The organism is Ensifer sp. (assembly GCF_035999185.1).
Taxonomy (GTDB): domain Bacteria; phylum Pseudomonadota; class Alphaproteobacteria; order Rhizobiales; family Rhizobiaceae; genus Ensifer.
Window position 1 is genome coordinate 80495 of sequence record NZ_DASYHB010000109.1, and the last position, 15418, is coordinate 95912.

The 15418-nt window shown below is 60.9% G+C and carries 15 protein-coding genes and 1 tRNA gene; 4 read left to right on the top strand and 12 right to left on the bottom strand.

Annotation, left to right across the window (positions count from 1 at the left end):
* Nucleotides 1-81 precede the first annotated feature (81 nt).
* The 7 genes from VGO04_RS12385 to pcsA form a co-directional block, all read right to left on the bottom strand.
* On the bottom strand, nucleotides 82-825 hold the full coding sequence (locus VGO04_RS12385) for a FadR/GntR family transcriptional regulator (protein WP_327496252.1): 744 nt from the start codon (nucleotides 823-825) through the stop codon (nucleotides 82-84).
* A 241-nt stretch (nucleotides 826-1066) separates the two neighbouring features.
* The gene (locus tag VGO04_RS12390; protein ID WP_327496253.1) at nucleotides 1067-2137 is read right to left on the bottom strand and encodes a BMP family ABC transporter substrate-binding protein; all 1071 of its coding nucleotides are present in this window, start codon (nucleotides 2135-2137) and stop codon (nucleotides 1067-1069) included.
* Between the two features lie 49 nt (nucleotides 2138-2186).
* Nucleotides 2187-3107, bottom strand: a complete 921-nt coding sequence (locus tag VGO04_RS12395; RefSeq protein WP_327496254.1) for an ABC transporter permease — start codon at nucleotides 3105-3107, stop codon at nucleotides 2187-2189.
* Nucleotides 3107-4201: an ABC transporter permease gene (locus tag VGO04_RS12400; RefSeq protein ID WP_327496255.1), complete on the bottom strand. Its 1095-nt coding sequence runs from the start codon at nucleotides 4199-4201 to the stop codon at nucleotides 3107-3109. Before VGO04_RS12400 ends, VGO04_RS12395 begins: the two co-directional genes overlap by 1 nt.
* Nucleotides 4191-5765 (bottom strand): ABC transporter ATP-binding protein, encoded by a 1575-nt coding sequence (locus VGO04_RS12405; RefSeq protein ID WP_327496256.1) that lies wholly within the window; start codon nucleotides 5763-5765, stop codon nucleotides 4191-4193. Before VGO04_RS12405 ends, VGO04_RS12400 begins: the two co-directional genes overlap by 11 nt.
* 48 nt (nucleotides 5766-5813) lie before the next feature.
* Nucleotides 5814-6791, bottom strand: a complete 978-nt coding sequence (locus VGO04_RS12410; RefSeq protein WP_327496257.1) for a quinone oxidoreductase — start codon at nucleotides 6789-6791, stop codon at nucleotides 5814-5816.
* A 9-nt stretch (nucleotides 6792-6800) separates the two neighbouring features.
* Nucleotides 6801-7526 (bottom strand): phosphatidylcholine synthase, encoded by a 726-nt coding sequence (gene pcsA, locus VGO04_RS12415; protein ID WP_327496258.1) that lies wholly within the window; start codon nucleotides 7524-7526, stop codon nucleotides 6801-6803.
* A 275-nt stretch (nucleotides 7527-7801) separates the two neighbouring features.
* On the opposite strand from pcsA, the gene VGO04_RS12420 reads away from it, so the two are divergent.
* The gene (locus VGO04_RS12420) at nucleotides 7802-9013 is read left to right on the top strand and encodes a UbiH/UbiF family hydroxylase (RefSeq protein ID WP_327496259.1); all 1212 of its coding nucleotides are present in this window, start codon (nucleotides 7802-7804) and stop codon (nucleotides 9011-9013) included.
* On the opposite strand, the gene VGO04_RS12425 is transcribed toward VGO04_RS12420, so the two are convergent.
* Nucleotides 8981-9943, bottom strand: a complete 963-nt coding sequence (locus VGO04_RS12425; RefSeq protein WP_327496260.1) for an AEC family transporter — start codon at nucleotides 9941-9943, stop codon at nucleotides 8981-8983. The genes VGO04_RS12420 and VGO04_RS12425 overlap by 33 nt on opposite strands.
* Before the next feature lie 133 nt (nucleotides 9944-10076).
* A complete protein-coding gene (locus VGO04_RS12430) occupies nucleotides 10077-10823 on the bottom strand; it encodes a cytochrome c biogenesis CcdA family protein (RefSeq protein ID WP_327496261.1) in 747 nt (248 codons plus the stop codon).
* A 189-nt stretch (nucleotides 10824-11012) separates the two neighbouring features.
* On the opposite strand from VGO04_RS12430, the gene VGO04_RS12435 reads away from it, so the two are divergent.
* Nucleotides 11013-11088 (top strand) — tRNA-Lys (locus VGO04_RS12435).
* Between the two features lie 93 nt (nucleotides 11089-11181).
* Here the strand turns inward: VGO04_RS12435 and VGO04_RS12440 are convergent.
* Nucleotides 11182-12342, bottom strand: a complete 1161-nt coding sequence (locus tag VGO04_RS12440; RefSeq protein ID WP_327496262.1) for a hypothetical protein — start codon at nucleotides 12340-12342, stop codon at nucleotides 11182-11184.
* A 459-nt stretch (nucleotides 12343-12801) separates the two neighbouring features.
* On the opposite strand from VGO04_RS12440, the gene VGO04_RS12445 reads away from it, so the two are divergent.
* Nucleotides 12802-13056 (top strand): YMGG-like glycine zipper-containing protein, encoded by a 255-nt coding sequence (locus tag VGO04_RS12445; RefSeq protein WP_327496263.1) that lies wholly within the window; start codon nucleotides 12802-12804, stop codon nucleotides 13054-13056.
* A 325-nt stretch (nucleotides 13057-13381) separates the two neighbouring features.
* Complete coding sequence (locus tag VGO04_RS12450) at nucleotides 13382-13645, top strand: hypothetical protein (RefSeq protein ID WP_327496264.1); 264 nt, start codon at nucleotides 13382-13384, stop codon at nucleotides 13643-13645.
* 90 nt (nucleotides 13646-13735) lie between these two features.
* On the opposite strand, the gene VGO04_RS12455 is transcribed toward VGO04_RS12450, so the two are convergent.
* Entirely contained in the window at nucleotides 13736-14182 is a 447-nt protein-coding gene (locus tag VGO04_RS12455) for a DUF2441 domain-containing protein (protein ID WP_327496265.1), read from the bottom strand.
* A 108-nt stretch (nucleotides 14183-14290) separates the two neighbouring features.
* The gene (locus VGO04_RS12460) at nucleotides 14291-15271 is read right to left on the bottom strand and encodes a GlxA family transcriptional regulator (RefSeq protein ID WP_327496266.1); all 981 of its coding nucleotides are present in this window, start codon (nucleotides 15269-15271) and stop codon (nucleotides 14291-14293) included.
* Nucleotides 15272-15418 lie beyond the last annotated feature (147 nt).

The following is a 15418-nucleotide window of genomic DNA, read 5'->3' on the forward strand; positions in this document are numbered from 1 at the left end:
CAAGCGTTGAAATCGATGCAATCTTTTGAACATTGAATGCGGCAAGCATTCGTTTCTTGAACAATGCCGACCAGCGTTGGATCAGTTGTGTTTGTGCAGGGCGCTGCGAACACGCTCCCGGCCGATCTTGATCACATTCTCCATCGCGAGCCGCGCACCCATTTCGTCGCGCCGGCCGATTTCCTCAACGATGCGAATATGATTGCGAGCGACATCGTCGATGCCGCCTTTTTCGGCGACGGGCGAGCTCAGCTTGAAGACGCCGACCAGAGCTGCCTCGATCAAGCCGCCGACGGTTCGCATGAAGGGATTTCCGGAGGCCTCGGCAACGGCAAGATGGAACTTCAGGTCCGCGACAGCGAGGCTCTCGGCCGTATGACCCAGTTCGCCCATGGCGACGGCCAGACGCATCATGCGGCTGATCTCGGCTTCCGAGGCGTTGCGTGCGGCAAGCGCTGCGGCATGCGGCTCGAAGGCCAGGCGCACTTCACTGAGGTGGTAGAGGAAATCTTCGTCGACGCCGCATTCGAAATGCCATGTGAGGATATCGCTGTCGAACAGGTTCCAGTCGTTGCGTGGCGTCACGCGGGTTCCGATGCGCGCGCGCGGCACGACCAGCCCCTTGGCGGCCAACGTCTTCATCGCCTCGCGCAGCACCGTCCTCGATACCTTGAAGCGCGCTGCGAGTTCCGGATCCCCCGGCAGGATCGACCCCACTGGAAACTCGCCGGATATGATCGCCTTTCCAAGTTGGTCGACGACGTGTGCGTGGCTCGTTCGCTTGCGCGAGCCGGACACCACGGTTTCCAGCAAACTCCTGTTCAATCGATCTCCTCCAGGCACTCCCCTGCCTGATGCCTGCCACCAAAGGCTCCCCGCATACGAGACGGGGAACACGTCATTTTGTGCAACGAATGTAGTTTGAACTGCCGATTCCGGAAAGCCCCGGCACGGGCACAAAATCGCATTCCGCGCAGTGCGAAAGGCGGCAGCAACCTATGCGCGCCAGAAACAACAAACCCCGCGTTTCGGCGGGGTTTGTCGGCTCTCTCGTTAACGATACCGCTTACTTCGGCAGCTGGTCGTCGACGCCTTCGACGTAGAAGTTCATGCCGAGCAGCGTGCCGTCGTCAGACGACGCACCGGCTGCAAGCCACTCGCTGCCGTCCTGCTTCTTTAGCGGGCCGGTGAAGGGCTTCAGTTCGCCCGACTTGATCTTGGCTTCGGTTTCCTCGGCCAGCTTCTTAACGTCGTCAGGCATGTTGGTGTAGGGCGCCATCGTCAGGATGCCGTCCTTCAGGCCGTCCCAGCTCGAAGTCGTTTCCCACTTGCCGTCGAGGAATGCCTGCGTGCGCTTGATGTAGTAGGCGCCCCAGGTATCGACGATTGCCGTCAGCTGGGTCTCAGGGCCGGCCTTGATCATGTCGGACGCCTGGCCGAAGGCCTTGATGCCACGCTCGGCGGCAACCTGCATCGGAGCGGTCGTGTCGGTGTGCTGGGTCAGGATATCCACGCCCTGGTCGACCAGCGCCTTGGCGGCATCGGCTTCCTTGCCCGGGTCAAACCAGGTGTTTGCCCACACGACCTTGATCTTGAAGTCCGGGTTGACCGAACGGGCGCCAATGACAAAGGAGTTGATGCCCATCACCACTTCCGGGATCGGGAAGGAGGCGATGTAACCGGCGACACCCTTCTGCGACAGCTTGGCGGCGATCTGGCCCTGGATGTAGCGGCCTTCGTAGAAGCGGCTGTTGTAGGTCGCGACGTTCGCCGCGGTCTTGTAGCCGGTTGCATGCTCGAACTTCACGTCCGGGAACTTCTCGGCGATTTTGATCGTCGCGTCCATGAAGCCGAAGGACGTGGTGAAGATCAGGCCGCAACCCGAGCGTGCCAGACGCTCGATGGCGCGTTCCGCATCCGGACCTTCCGGCACGTTTTCAAGGAACTGCGTCTCGATCTTGTCGCCAAGCGCCTTTTCCAGTTCCTGGCGGCCGATGTCGTGCGCCTGGGTCCAGCCGCCATCGGTCTTCGAACCGACGTAGACGAAGCAGATCTTGGCCTTTTCCTGGGCGCTTGCACCCGTGGCAAAGCCGATCGCGGCCGCGGTGCTTGCGAGGACGAGCAGTAGTTTCTTCATTTTCTTGACCTCTGTCGGTTTGAGAAATGTCCGTCTGAAATGCTTGCTTTTACCGGTCCGGCACAAACGGTTTGCCGAGCGATGCCGGCGTGTTGATCAAGGTCATGCGCCGGTTATGGGAAATGAGAATGAGCACAACGATCGTCGCGAGATAGGGAAGCGACGACAGGAACTGCGAGGGAATGCCGATGCCGAAGGCCTGGGCATGCAGCTGGCTGATCGAGACGGCGCCGAAAAGGTAGCCGCCTGCCACGAGCCGCCACGGCCGCCATGACGCAAAGACGACCAGTGCCAGCGCGATCCAGCCGCGACCGGCCGACATGTTCTCCACCCATTGCGGCGTATAGACCAATGACAGCTGCGCGCCGGCCAGACCGGCACAGGCGCCGCCGAACATCACAGCAAGATAGCGCGTGCGGATGACGTTGACACCGAGCGCATGGGCCGATGCATGGCTGTCGCCGACAGCGCGAAGCTTGAGGCCGGCGCGGCTCTTAAACAGGAACCAGTTCACGCCGGCGACGATCGCGATCGAAAGATAGAAAATGATGTCCTGATGAAAAAGGAGCGGGCCGAGATAGGGAATGTCAGACAGCAGCGGAATGGCGATCGGCTGCAGCTTGATGCCCTGGATGCCGAGGAAGCTCTCGCCGAGCATGCCGGAGACGCCGATCCCGAGCAACGTCAGGGCAAGACCAGTCGCCACCTGGTTGGCGACCAGCGTCAACGTCAGGAAGCCGAAGAGCAGCGAAAAAAGCGCGCCGCAGGCGACGCCGCCAAGCATGCCGAGATAGGGCGATCCGGTCATCTGGGTGATCGCGAAGGCGGAGACCGCCCCCATGATCATCATGCCCTCGACACCGAGATTGAGGACGCCGGATCGCTCGGTCACCAGTTCGCCGATTGCAGCCAGCACCAGCGGGGTTGCGGCGGTGATGACGCTCAGAAGGATCGCTTCAACGATACCCATCAGCGGCTCCCCTCGGGGTTCTTGCCGGTCAATCGATCGAAGACCAGCCGGATGCGGTAGTGAATGAGTGTGTCGCAGGAGAGCACGAAGAACAGCAACAGCCCCTGGAAAACGCGCGTCACCTTTTCCGAAACGCCAATCGAAAGCTGTGCGGCCTCGCCGCCAAGATAAGTCAGCGCCAGAACCAGGCCCGCGGCAACGATGCCAAGCGGATTGAGGCGACCGAGGAAGGCGACGATGATGGCGGTAAAGCCGTAGCCGGGCGAGATGACCGGGCGCAGCTGCTGGATCGCGCCGCTGACTTCGGAAATGCCGGCAAGCCCGGCGAAAGCGCCCGAAAGCAGCATCGAGAACCAGATCATCCGCCGCGACGAGAAGCCGGCAAAGCGCCCTGCCCGCGCCGACTGGCCGAGAACGGAAATCTCGAAGCCCTTCAGCGTGTAGCGCATCATGAACCACACGAGGATTGCCGCGATGATCGCGAAGGCGAAGCCCCAATGGGTCCGTCCCGATGCAATCATCTCCGGTAGGATCGCGTCGGCGGCAAAGGTTCGCGTTTCGGGAAAGTTCATGCCGCCGGGATTGCGCCAGGGACCGCGCACCAGCCAGTCGAGGAAGAGCTGTGCGACATAGACCAGCATCAGGCTCGTCAGGATCTCGTTGGTGTTCATGTGCGCCTTGAGGAAGGCGGGGATGGCGGCAAAGAGCGCACCGCCGAGCATGCCCATCAGCATCATCAGCGGCAGCACCAGGGGCGACTGCCAGTCATAAAAGACGACCGGCAGGATCGAACCGGCGATCGCGCCCATGATGAACTGGCCCTCGGCGCCGATATTCCAGTTGTTGGAGCGAAAACAGACGGACAGTCCGACGGCAATCAGGATCAAAGGTGCCGCCTTGATCGCCAGTTCGTGCAGCGACCAGACTTCGCTCAAGGGCTCGACGAAGAAGCTGTAGAGCGCCATGACCGGGTTCTTGCCGAGCAGCGCGAACATGATGCCGCCGAAGACGATCGTCAGCAGGAAGGCGATGAACGGCGACAGGATCGAAAACAGCGTGGAGACCTTGGCGCGCTTTTCCAGTTCAATGCGCATGCGCGGCCTCCGTGCCTTCCGTCTTGCCGTACATGCCGCCCATCAGGAGACCGATCTTTTCGCGCGAAAGCTCCTGCGCCGGATAGGGATCGGAAAGCCGCCCATCGCTGATGACGGCGATTTCCGTCGCCACTTCGAAGATTTCGTCGAGATCCTGGCTGATCACGAGCACCGCCGAGCCCGCCTTGGCGAGATCGACCAGCGCCTGGCGAATGCGGCTTGCGGCGCCCGCGTCCACGCCCCAGGTCGGCTGGTTGACGACGAGCACGCTCGGCTGGCGGTCAAGCTCTCGACCGACGATAAATTTCTGCAGGTTTCCGCCCGACAGAGAGCCTGCCGGCGGGTCTTCGCCGCTCTTGCGCACGTCCATCGCCTCGGAAATGCGCTTTGCAGCGCTTGCGACGGCATCGCGCCGGATGATGTTGAGGAAACCGCCGCCGAGAAACGCCTTGGCGTCCGAGCGGCTGCGGGCCAGCACCAGATTGTCTGAAAGCGGTAGTGCCGACACGGCCGCGTGACCGTGGCGCTCTTCGGGAACGAAACCGGCGCCCATCAGACGGCGCGTATTGATGTTCTTGCTGCCGACGGACTTCTGCCGGATCTGCACCGCATTGTCGTCGGCAACCGGATACTCGCCGGACAAGGCATCGAAAAGCTCGCCCTGGCCGTTGCCGGCCACTCCGGCGATAGCCAGCACTTCGCCGGCATGCACCTTGAGACAGATGTTCTTCAGCGACACGGCAAAGGGCGTGCGCGCGGGCACCGTCAGATGGCGGGCCTCGAGCTGAACCTGCCCCTTGGTGCTGGTACCCGCCGCGCTTACGGCCGCCACATCGCCGCCGACCATCATGCGCGCCAAGGACGAAGGCGTCTCCGCCTTCGGATCGCAGGCCCCGGTCACCTTGCCGTGGCGCAGCACCGTCGCGCGATCGCAGATGCGCTGAACTTCCTCGAGCCGATGGCTGATATAAAGAACCGAGCGCCCTTCGGCCTTCAGCTTGTAGAGCGTCTCGAAAAGGCGGTCCGCTTCCTGTGGCGTCAACACGGAGGTCGGCTCATCGAGAATGATGAGCCGCGGGTTCTGCAGCAGCGCGCGTACGATCTCGATGCGCTGGCGTTCACCAACCGAGAGATCGGCCACATGTGCCTTCGAGTCGAGCGGAAGGCCATAGGCATGCGACAGCCGCGAGGCCTCGTCCGCGACCTTGGCAAGGGAGATGTTCGCATCCAAGGAAAGCGCAATGTTCTCAGCGACAGTCAGCGCCTCAAACAGCGAAAAATGCTGAAAAACCATGCCGATGCCGAGCTTGCGGGCCGCGGCCGGATTGGCAATGCGCACGCTCTGGCCCTGCCAGTGGATCTCGCCGGCCGTCGGCGCCAGGACGCCGAACAGCATCTTCACCAGTGTCGATTTTCCGGCACCGTTTTCGCCGAGAAGGGCGTGGATCTCGCCCGGTTCAATCTGCAGATTGATCCCATTGCAGGCTGCAAAGCTGCCAAACAATTTCGTCAGGTTGCTCACAGTCAACAGGTGACCGTTCGCCGCTACTCCCTCAACAGGCACGCTGCCCTCTTTCCCCTCTGTCGATCCGCGTCCGCCTTAGGGCTTCGATCACGGAATCAGCAGTGTTGTTCCACTCGTTTTTCTTGTCTCAAGATCCGTATGCGCCCGACCGGCATCGGCAAGCGGATAAGTCTGATTTATATTGATACGCACTTTGTTGCTTTGCACAATATCAAACAGGGAATTTGCACACGCTTCCAGCGCAGGCCGCGTGGCGACGTAACCAAAGAGTGTCGGACGCGTCGCGAAAATCGACCCCTTCTGCGCGAGAATGCCGATGCTGAACGCGTCTACCGGGCCGGACGAATTGCCGAAGGAGACCCATAGGCCGCGCGGCTTCAGGCAATCGAGCGAAGCCGGATAGGTGTCGCGACCAACGGAATCGTAGACAACGTCGACGCCGCGGCCGTCCGTCAATTCCTTGACGCGAGCGACGAAATCGTCGGTGCGGTAGTTGATCACGTGGTCGTAGCCGTGCGCCAGCGCCAGATCGATCTTGTCCTGCGATCCCGCAGTGCCGATGACCGTCGCACCGAGCGCCTTTGCCCATTGCCCGGCGATGAGGCCGACACCACCGGCGGCGGCGTGAAACAGGATCGTCGTGCCCGGACCGACCTGATAGGTCTGGTTGAGCAGATATTGCGCCGTCATGCCCTTCAGCATCATCGCGGCCGCGGTCTCAAGGCTGATGCCATCCGGCACCCTGACGAGCTGCGAAGCATCGACATTGCGCTCGCTGGCATAGGCACCGTCAGCCGAAGCATAGGCGACACGGTCGCCGACTGAAAACAGGCTGACGCCGTCGCCGACGGCGGTCACGGTGCCCGCGCCTTCCTTGCCCGGCACGAAGGGCAGGCCCGAGGCCGACTTGTAGAGGCCGGTGCGGAAGTAGACGTCGATGAAGTTGAGGCCAACGGCGGCCTGGCGAATCTGCACCTCGCCCGGCCCCGGTGGCGAAAGAGTGACGCCCTCGAGTTTCAGGACCTCAGGTCCACCAAGTTCGCGTACCACAATCGCCTGCGCCATTGCCTGCTCCTATTTCCGGCCGAGACTTGGGAAAATCTGCAGCACGAAGCCAATCACATAGAGATAGATGCCCGTTACGACAAAACCGGTCACGACCCAGGCGGGCGTCGCGAAATGCAGCAGCAACGCGTAGATGCCCAGCGCCGACCAGGCGAAGAATATGCCGAGATTGAGTGGCCGCAGCCGCTGCACCCGGACCGGATGGAGAAAGTTGATCGGCAGGAAGGTCAGGGCCACCGACACGAAGACAACGATCGACGCCGTCAGTTCGCTCGCCTGGATGACGAACAGCGTAAAGACGATCATGTTCCAGACGACAGGAAACCCGGAGAAGAAGTACTCGTCCGTCTTCATGCCCATGTCGGCATAGTAGATCGCGCTCGACACGACGATCGCACCGGCCGCCACGAAGGACCAGGGCTCGCCGATCATGCCGCTCTGATAGAGCGCGAAAGCCGGCAGCAAGACATAGGTCACGTAGTCGATGACGTTGTCGAGGGTGTCGCCAGACCAGTTGGGCAGCACTTCCTTGACCCGCACCTTGCGCGCGATGGGGCCATCGATACCGTCGACGAACAGAGCAAGTCCCAGCCACCAGAACATATCGACGAAGCGATGTTCAGCGGCAGCCACCACGCCCAGGAAGGCAAGGAACGATCCCGAAGCAGTCAAGATATGCACGGAGAAGGCGCGGATCTCGGCGTAGGGAACTCGTCTGTAGTTAAAGAACTTCATTAGCGGACGACGCCTACCCCTATTGTTTTCCCCGTGCGGGCGTGGAAGCCCACCGCGGCCGCTCTGCGGCGCATTGGGCGTAATATGCACCCTTTGCAACGCATCGCCACTAAAATTCAAGCGTTGCAGCCTCCGTTCGCCACATTGTCCTGTGGACACGTTCAAATTGCTTCTGCGCTGATTCTACCCATTTATTTCGCGCTCGCCCGCGACTAGAGGTATGATCGAGGCCAGATCAAGGGGCCCCAATGCGCGCGGAAAGGGCTTGCTGCACCATGGATCACTACGACATCGCCATCATCGGTGCCGCGCTTGCCGGATCGCTCGCCGCCATTGCGCTTGCCGACGCCGGCTACCGCGTTGCGCTGATCGGCCCGGAGGCGGCGGTTGCCGATGGCCGCACCACGGCTCTGATGGACCAGTCGATCACGTATCTGAAGGCGTTGGAGCTCTGGGAGAAGATCGAGCCGCTGACGGCGCCGCTTTCCACCATGCGCATCCTCGACGGCACCAATCGGCTCCTGCGTGCGCCGCCAGTCAACTTCCGGGCCTCCGAGGTCGGGTTCGACGCCTTCGGCTACAATATCCCGAATGCGCCCTTTATCGACATCCTCAGGCAGCGGGCAGAAGCGAGCCCCACGCTAACGCGCATTACGACCTCGGCAATCGGCTTCGACCTCTCCGATACGGCCGCGACGATCGAGCTTGCCGATGGCGGCCGCTGCAGCGCCGATCTGCTCGTCGGTGCCGACGGTCGCCGTTCGCCGGTGCGAGAGGCTGCAAACATCTCCGCCAGCACCTGGTCCTATCCACAAACGGCGGTCGTCCTCAATTTTGCGCATGAGCTGCCGCACCAAAACATTTCGACCGAGTTCCACACCGAAAGCGGTCCTTTCACGCAAGTGCCCCTGCCCGGCAACCGCTCCAGCCTTGTCTGGGTGCGCAAGCCCGACGATGCCACACAAACGCTGTCGCTGGATCTTGCCGCGCTGTCGCGCGCCGTCGAGGACCGGATGCAATCGATCCTCGGCAAGGTGACTGTCGAGGGCACGCCGCAGTCCTTCCCGCTTTCGGGCATGACGGCGCAGCGGTTCGGCAAGGGGCGCGTTGTGCTTCTCGGCGAGGCGGCGCACGCCTTCCCGCCGATCGGCGCGCAGGGGCTCAACCTCAGCCTGCGCGACGTGATGACGCTCGTCGAACTCATCGGCGCGCCGAAGGGAGAATCGCTCGCCGCCGATACCGGCAACCGTTTCGACAGCCGTCGGCGTCTCGACATTGTCAGCCGCACGGCGAGTGTTGACCTCCTCAACCGCTCGCTGCTCTCAGGCTTCCTGCCTGTCCAGGCGTTGCGGGCGCTCGGCCTTCACGTGCTGTCCGCCGTCGGACCGCTGCGTAGCCTCATGATGCGCGAGGGCGTCCATCCGGGCAGCGCCCTCAACGCGCTTAAGGATGGCTTAAGGGAAAAGATCGGTCGGAAGAGCGCCTGAGCGGATCAGGTAAAGGAGACCCGTCACCGTCGCCACCGACAGTGTCGTGGTGATCAGGATCGTCGCCGAAGCCCGCTCCTGCCAGACGCCATATTGATGACCGATGACGAAGACGTTGGTCGCTGTCGGCAGTGCCGCAAGCAGGACGGCGGTCTGGACCCAGATCGGGTCGTAATTGCCCGTCAGGCTCATCGCCACAAACATGATGATCGGATGCAGCACGAGCTTTGCCGGCACGATGTAGCCGATCTCGACCGGAATGCGCTTGATTGGCCGGAGCGCCAGGGTAACGCCCATGGCAAAGAGCGCACAGGGTGCCGCGCATTGGGCGAGATAGTCGATCAGCCTCTGCATGGGCACCGGCGGCTGGACGGCGAAGAAAGCGGCAACGACGCCGGCAAGCGTCGCCAGTATGAATGGGTGAAGGATGATCTTGCGCGCGACACTCGCGGCAAGCACCAGCGGCTTTTCCTGCCGGCCACCGGCAATTGCCATCATCGCCGGGGCGACGGCAAAATGCGCTGCGTTCTCGAAGCTGAAAATCAGCGCCACCGGCACCGCGGCCGCGTCTCCGAGCGCCAGAAGCGCCAGGCCCGGCCCCATGTAGCCGATATTGCCATAGGCTGCGCCAAAGCCCTGGATCGTCGCCTCAGCAATGGAGTTGCGTCGCACGTAGACGCCGACCAGAAATATCAGCGAAAAGACGATGTAGGTCGCCCCGACAGTGGTCAGGATAAAGTCAGCCCGCGCGAGTTGCTCGATCGGCGTGCGCGACACAAGCTTGAAGAACAGAGCCGGCAGCGCGAGGTATATGATGAAGGTGTTCAGCCACCCCATCGCTTCGCCCGGATGATGGACGAAGCGCGCCGTCAAGTAGCCCAGGAAGATCAAGCCGAAGAAGGGCAGCACCAGGCCCGCGATTTCCGTCATGTCTCCACCCCGCCCTTGCCACTTTCGTTTCCCCCGCACGCGGTCGCGCCAGGGCGACACGCCTAGCCCAGGTCAGAGCCCGAGCATTAGGCCAGTCCTGTCGAAAAGTGATTCCGAAATACGAGGGAATGCCCTAGCCGATTTTCATCAGGATCGGGAAGGTCTGCTGGAACCAGATGGCAACGGAACTGATGAAACCGAACAGGAATGCAAGGCCGGCAAGCACCAGAAGCCCGCCCATCAGCTTCTCGATCAGGCCGAGATGGCGGCGGAAGCGGAAGAGGAAGCGCATGAACGAGCCTGAAAAGGCAGCCGCGATCCAGAACGGTACGGCGAGACCCAGCGAATAGATCGCGAGCAACAGGGCGCCGTCGCCGACGGTGTCGCGCGCAGCGGCAACGCCGAGGATCGTTCCGAGCACCGGGCCGATGCAGGGCGTCCAGCCAAAGGCAAAGGCCAGCCCCATGATATAGGCGCCCGAGAGCGTCGCCGGCTTGCCGCCGCCCTGAAAGCGGGCTTCGCGCGCCAGCAAGCCGATCTTGAACACGCCGAGGAAATGCAGGCCCATGATGATGATAATGACGCCGCCGACCCGCGACAGCAGATCCATATGCTGCCTGAGAAGCAGGCCGATGGACGAAGCCCCTGCCCCGAGCGCCACGAAGACGGTGGCAAAACCGAGCGTAAAGAGCAGCGCCGCCGGCAGAACCGCCCGCCTGGTGCTGCCGATCGTCGCCGCATCGCCGCTGCGAAACTGGTCGACCGAGACGCCGGCCATATAGCAGAGATACGGCGGCACCAGAGGCAGGACGCAGGGCGACAGGAACGAGAGCGCGCCGGCAAGAACGGCGGTCCAGATGGAAATATCGGCAATCGACAACGGCAAGAACTCCGGCACGCGGCATTTGGGCTATCCCTTAGCCGCAGGATCATAATGATACCAATCACCTTTTGGCGATCATGGTGCCTGCCCCTTTGTTCGGGAAAATCGCAATTTTTCGGTTGACCGGCGGGAAACACGCGTGCATATGTCCGCCCACTTCCGCCGGGCTTCACGGCCGCGGCCAGGGAGCGCGTAGCTCAGCCGGTAGAGCAACTGACTTTTAATCAGTAGGTCCAGGGTTCGAATCCCTGCGCGCTCACCATTTAAAATCAGATATTTAGCCGAAACTTTCTTGCCCATCGCGGGATAGCCAGTCGCCACCGAGTCGCCAATTCGGCGAACAAGAGCCACTCCTCTATTGTGGCTCCTTAACCGAGACCCAGATGTTCTTCTGTGTGGCGACGCTTTCGTACCAGTTCAAGCCGTACTCCAACACCGAAACAACATCTCCAAGCACCGGAATCCGCCCGATGGCCAATTTAGCGGTAAAGAACCAAGGGCTTGCGTTCAGTTCCTTATATCGCGCCAAAAACTTGATCTCACGGGATGCCTTTTTAATGTCAGCCCGGATCCTGGTTTCAACCGATGGGTCGCGACTTCCCACCTCGGACAGCCACTCGAAAATTCTCTCGCGTAGTCTGGACATTTCGCGAGAATTTGCCATTTCGATTGCTTCCTCTATCCCTCTAGGATCAGGAACAACGCGCAACTCGTCACGGAAACTCACAGAAACTAAAGCAGCTAGACCTGCTGCTTCTTCCTTTTTTTGAGGCGAAACATAGGGAAGCCTGGCTCCTGGGCTTCCTGCAGCCAAGGCCTTTTCCTCGACGGCAGACCAGAAAATCGTCGCAAAATGCCTGACGTAAAAATCGTCCAACTTGTCGAGCCAGAGTTCGAAGTCTGGATCTCGAAGCAAAACTTCAGGAATGCCTTCGAACTTTGCTAGGGCCTCTTCAAAGCCAATGCCGTAGCCCCAGGGAGATGCGGATAGATCTCTTGCGTACCAATTGGTCAACAAATCGACCGCCCCGAGTGCCGCCTCCTTGATCATTGTGTTCCCGGTGTAGAAAGTCGCATTGCGACGGAGCCTCGCCGTCGCGCTCATTCTTTCTTTGACCAAAGAAGCGTGTAGAATTGGAAGAATTTGGTTTCGCTGCTCTTCGAATGACCGATAGGCGCGATCGTGGCACTCCGTCATGAGGGCGCTGATCGCCTCCTCGTGGATGCCAATTGTTTCCGACAACTGCGAAGCCCTGATAATACGGGGCGAAACGGACCGATATTGGAATCCAGCTCGAGAGGCCAGTCCCTCCAACCTGAATTCAGACTCCGTCCCCTCAATCTCTGGAAATAGGCAGAGGTAGGAGAGGATTTGTGAATTCTGACCGAGTCCTTTGACCGCGTCTGAAAAATCGTGGAGTTCTCCATAGACATAGTCATCCCGCGTCAAGAGACCTTCTCGTAGCGCCTGTGCCTCAAGTGCCGCTTGAAGTGTGGGGGCCAAAATTGATTGCATTGGTGCTCCACCATTTCCTTTCGGCTGCCTCCATCTAACGACGATAGGTTGTAAATCTCTTCACCAATCCCTTAAAAAACGCACGTCCACCGACTTAGCAGCGGCTAGGAAGCTCGACAGAGTGGCTCTACACGATAAACCGCCGGCGGCTGCGACCGGCGGGTCGACGGCGCTCTCGTAGCCTATCTGACCAGCGCACCGCCGGACTCTGGTCTTTGACAGTGCCAAGCATAGGGACAGCCGCCATGTTGAGCAGCTATCGAAGTGCGGCGCACCTTCGCCGTTCAATCGAACACCCGTGGACTTCGGTTTCTCCGAGGATCTCGGCGGCGCCTTGTGCGCGGACGTCGTCGGACAACGCACTCGACATTTTCGCATGTTGCGTAGATGCTGGAGGCTCATGCCGTAGTTGCAACGTGGTGAAATCCTCAGACGGAAATCGGGCAAAGGGGTGAAAGCATGAGAAAGTTTGTCATTGCGCTTGGACTGATTGGTACGCTTGCGTCCTGCACGCAGACGGAAAAAGGGACCGCGATCGGGGCCGGAACCGGTGCAATCATCGGCGGCGCCGTCAGCGACAGTTGGGGAGGCGCGGCGATCGGGGCCGTGGCGGGCGGCGTTATCGGAAATCTGATCGGCCGTTCCCAGGAGCGCGAAGGCTACTGCGTCTATCGTGATCGCTATGGACGGCGGTACGAGGCTCGTTGCCGATAGGGCGACGGCGTAGGGCGGGGATGGTTCTCGATCGACGATTCGAAGCGAGAACCTGGCAAGCGCTTTCGGGCACTTGGAAACTCCGCGGCTTCCACACTCTCGAGGCCGGCGCCCACATCTGTGATGTTGGCGGCGGCACTCAGGAGTAAGGTGACGTGGCGCGCCCGCGGATCCACGAACCGATGTCGCCGATCTTTGGCGCCGCGACCACGAAGTTCAGGCCGCGGCGTGCAGTCGGTCTTACGAGACCCAAACAGTGCGCCCAGAGCCACCTTATCCTGAACAACCTGAGACGTCGTCCAACAAAGCGTGTTACACTTTTGAAATGACGGATGAAGAGCAGACCTACGAGTTTTCGGAGTTTTCCGGCCGGTTCAGTGACGATGGTGTCGTCGTCGAATTGCGGATTTATCGCCCCTTAGGCACCAACCGTGATTGGATTCTCGAAGTGGTTGATGAAGAAGGCTTTTCCACCACGTGGGAAGAGCCCTTCCCGACCGATCGAGAAGCTTTCGAGGAATTCATCGCAACCGTCCAACGTGACGGAATCCATACCTTTACCGACGAGCCGCCACAGACCGTCCACTGATGGAAGGGCATTGGCCATCGCTGTGACGACGATCTGTGGTTGCCAGTTGGGCTACGTCGCAACCGCGCGGCGCTGCGGTCCCGCGCGTCTTCAAAACGTCCTGACAACCCGGATTGGCGATGCCGTAAGCACTTCACGATCCCCCTCTCCGCGGCCTTCCCAGTAGGCGCGAGCCTGACGTTGAAACGAATCAAGGAAGGACGTCGCCTCGTTCTCATTCAACAGGCTTAGCGCCCCGGCATGCTCCGGCGCGCCCAGTTCGACGACTTCCACTTCGTGAAGGACCTGCAGAAGGTGCGGGTCGTACGCTGCCTGATATCGCATGGCCTCCTCGTATGTCGGGCACATGAAACAGGCATTCAGCCGTGACGGCGCGCTCGCGGCGAAGTCCTGACGGGCTTGTTCGAACAGCAGTTCGCGGGCCATCCGCCAGCCGTCGCCAAACTGATCACGTCTGTATCGCCGGATCATGCGGCCGAAATTGCCGGGCTCGACGATGCTGCCTTCGCGAAGCCTGATTGGCGACCAGTGAAACATTCCGATTCTCTCCCGCAAATATTGCGGGAATTCCTGACATGCGACCTGAGATTGTCAATGGACTTACGGTTTCCGGCCATGCCCTTCGAAATCGCTCGTTTCAGACACTCACGCCACCGCTGCTCGTCGCGCCAATCGCATCTTCAGCGGGCTCATGCCGTATTCACGACTATAGGCCCGCGAGAAGGCGGACAAACTGTCAAAGCCGCAGCGCAGCGCAATCTCGCGGATCGGGCTGCCCGAATCGCGCACCAACCGGTGCGCAACCTGAAGCCGGAGGCGAAGGTAGTACGCGCCGGGGCTGGTCGAGAGCCCTCTGGTAAAGAGCAATTCCAGCTTGCGCTGCGAGATCGACAACCGTTTTGTCAGTGCCGCGATGGTCAAGGGACGTTCGAGCGTGCGTTCCATCAGGCGGATTGCTTCGGCAAGTTCCGGATCGCGCGTCTCGATCCGGCCGAGCGAGACATAGGGTTGCACGTCGGCAGCATTATGCGTCTGGTCGTAAACGAAGATGCTGGCGACATCGAGCGCCAAGGCCGACCCCAGCCGTTGCGTGATCCAATGCAGCATCATATCGAACGTCGGCGAGGCGCCCCCGGAGGTCCAGAATTTTCCGTCAATGACGAAACGGTCGCCGAGCACCGTCAACGCGGGAAAAGCCTGGCTAAAATCTTCAAGCTCCTCCCAATGGGCCGTCGCCTTGCGCCCGTTCAACAGACCGCTGCGACCAAGCAGCCAGCAGCCCGATTCGATACCGGCGACAATATCGAAGTGCCGCGAGCACTCCTGCAGCGCTCCGATGAATTTCCTGCCCGCGTGGCGATCGAGATTGAAGCCGCCGATCACCAGCAGCGCATCGCCGGCAAGCGGTTGCCCGAGCAAACCGTCGACCGCGATCGGCACGCCGCAGGTCAGCGTCACCGGCGCGCCATCGGCCGAAAGCAACCGCCATCGAAACACCTCGCGACCCGAGATGCGGTTGGCCGCCCGCATCGGATCCAGCACCGAGGCGAGCGACATGATCGACGACTCCGGCAGGATGACGACGGATACTTCGATCACAGGCTGTGGACGTCCGTCAGAAGGCATGCGGTAAATGTCAAATTTCGAGCGGAAAATGTCAATTCCCGCAATGGCGTTCGGGCATTATCACTAAGTATCGATCTCCCTACGCGCGGCGCTGCAGCCCCGCGCTGAGACGTTCCCCTTTCCGCCTTTTGCCGGAACGGGCCGGTC

Coding starts and splice junctions, on each gene's coding strand:
- VGO04_RS12390 (WP_327496253.1), bottom strand. CDS start 2,137: ATGAAGAAACTACTGCTCGTCCTCGCAAGCACCGCGGCCGCGATCGGC.
- VGO04_RS12395 (WP_327496254.1), bottom strand. CDS start 3,107: ATGGGTATCGTTGAAGCGATCCTTCTGAGCGTCATCACCGCCGCAACC.
- VGO04_RS12400 (WP_327496255.1), bottom strand. CDS start 4,201: ATGCGCATTGAACTGGAAAAGCGCGCCAAGGTCTCCACGCTGTTTTCG.
- VGO04_RS12410 (WP_327496257.1), bottom strand. CDS start 6,791: ATGGCGCAGGCGATTGTGGTACGCGAACTTGGTGGACCTGAGGTCCTG.
- pcsA (WP_327496258.1), bottom strand. CDS start 7,526: ATGAAGTTCTTTAACTACAGACGAGTTCCCTACGCCGAGATCCGCGCC.
- VGO04_RS12420 (WP_327496259.1), top strand. CDS start 7,802: ATGGATCACTACGACATCGCCATCATCGGTGCCGCGCTTGCCGGATCG.
- VGO04_RS12425 (WP_327496260.1), bottom strand. CDS start 9,943: ATGACGGAAATCGCGGGCCTGGTGCTGCCCTTCTTCGGCTTGATCTTC.
- VGO04_RS12440 (WP_327496262.1), bottom strand. CDS start 12,342: ATGCAATCAATTTTGGCCCCCACACTTCAAGCGGCACTTGAGGCACAG.
- VGO04_RS12445 (WP_327496263.1), top strand. CDS start 12,802: ATGAGAAAGTTTGTCATTGCGCTTGGACTGATTGGTACGCTTGCGTCC.
- VGO04_RS12450 (WP_327496264.1), top strand. CDS start 13,382: ATGACGGATGAAGAGCAGACCTACGAGTTTTCGGAGTTTTCCGGCCGG.
- VGO04_RS12455 (WP_327496265.1), bottom strand. CDS start 14,182: ATGTTTCACTGGTCGCCAATCAGGCTTCGCGAAGGCAGCATCGTCGAG.
- VGO04_RS12460 (WP_327496266.1), bottom strand. CDS start 15,271: ATGCCTTCTGACGGACGTCCACAGCCTGTGATCGAAGTATCCGTCGTC.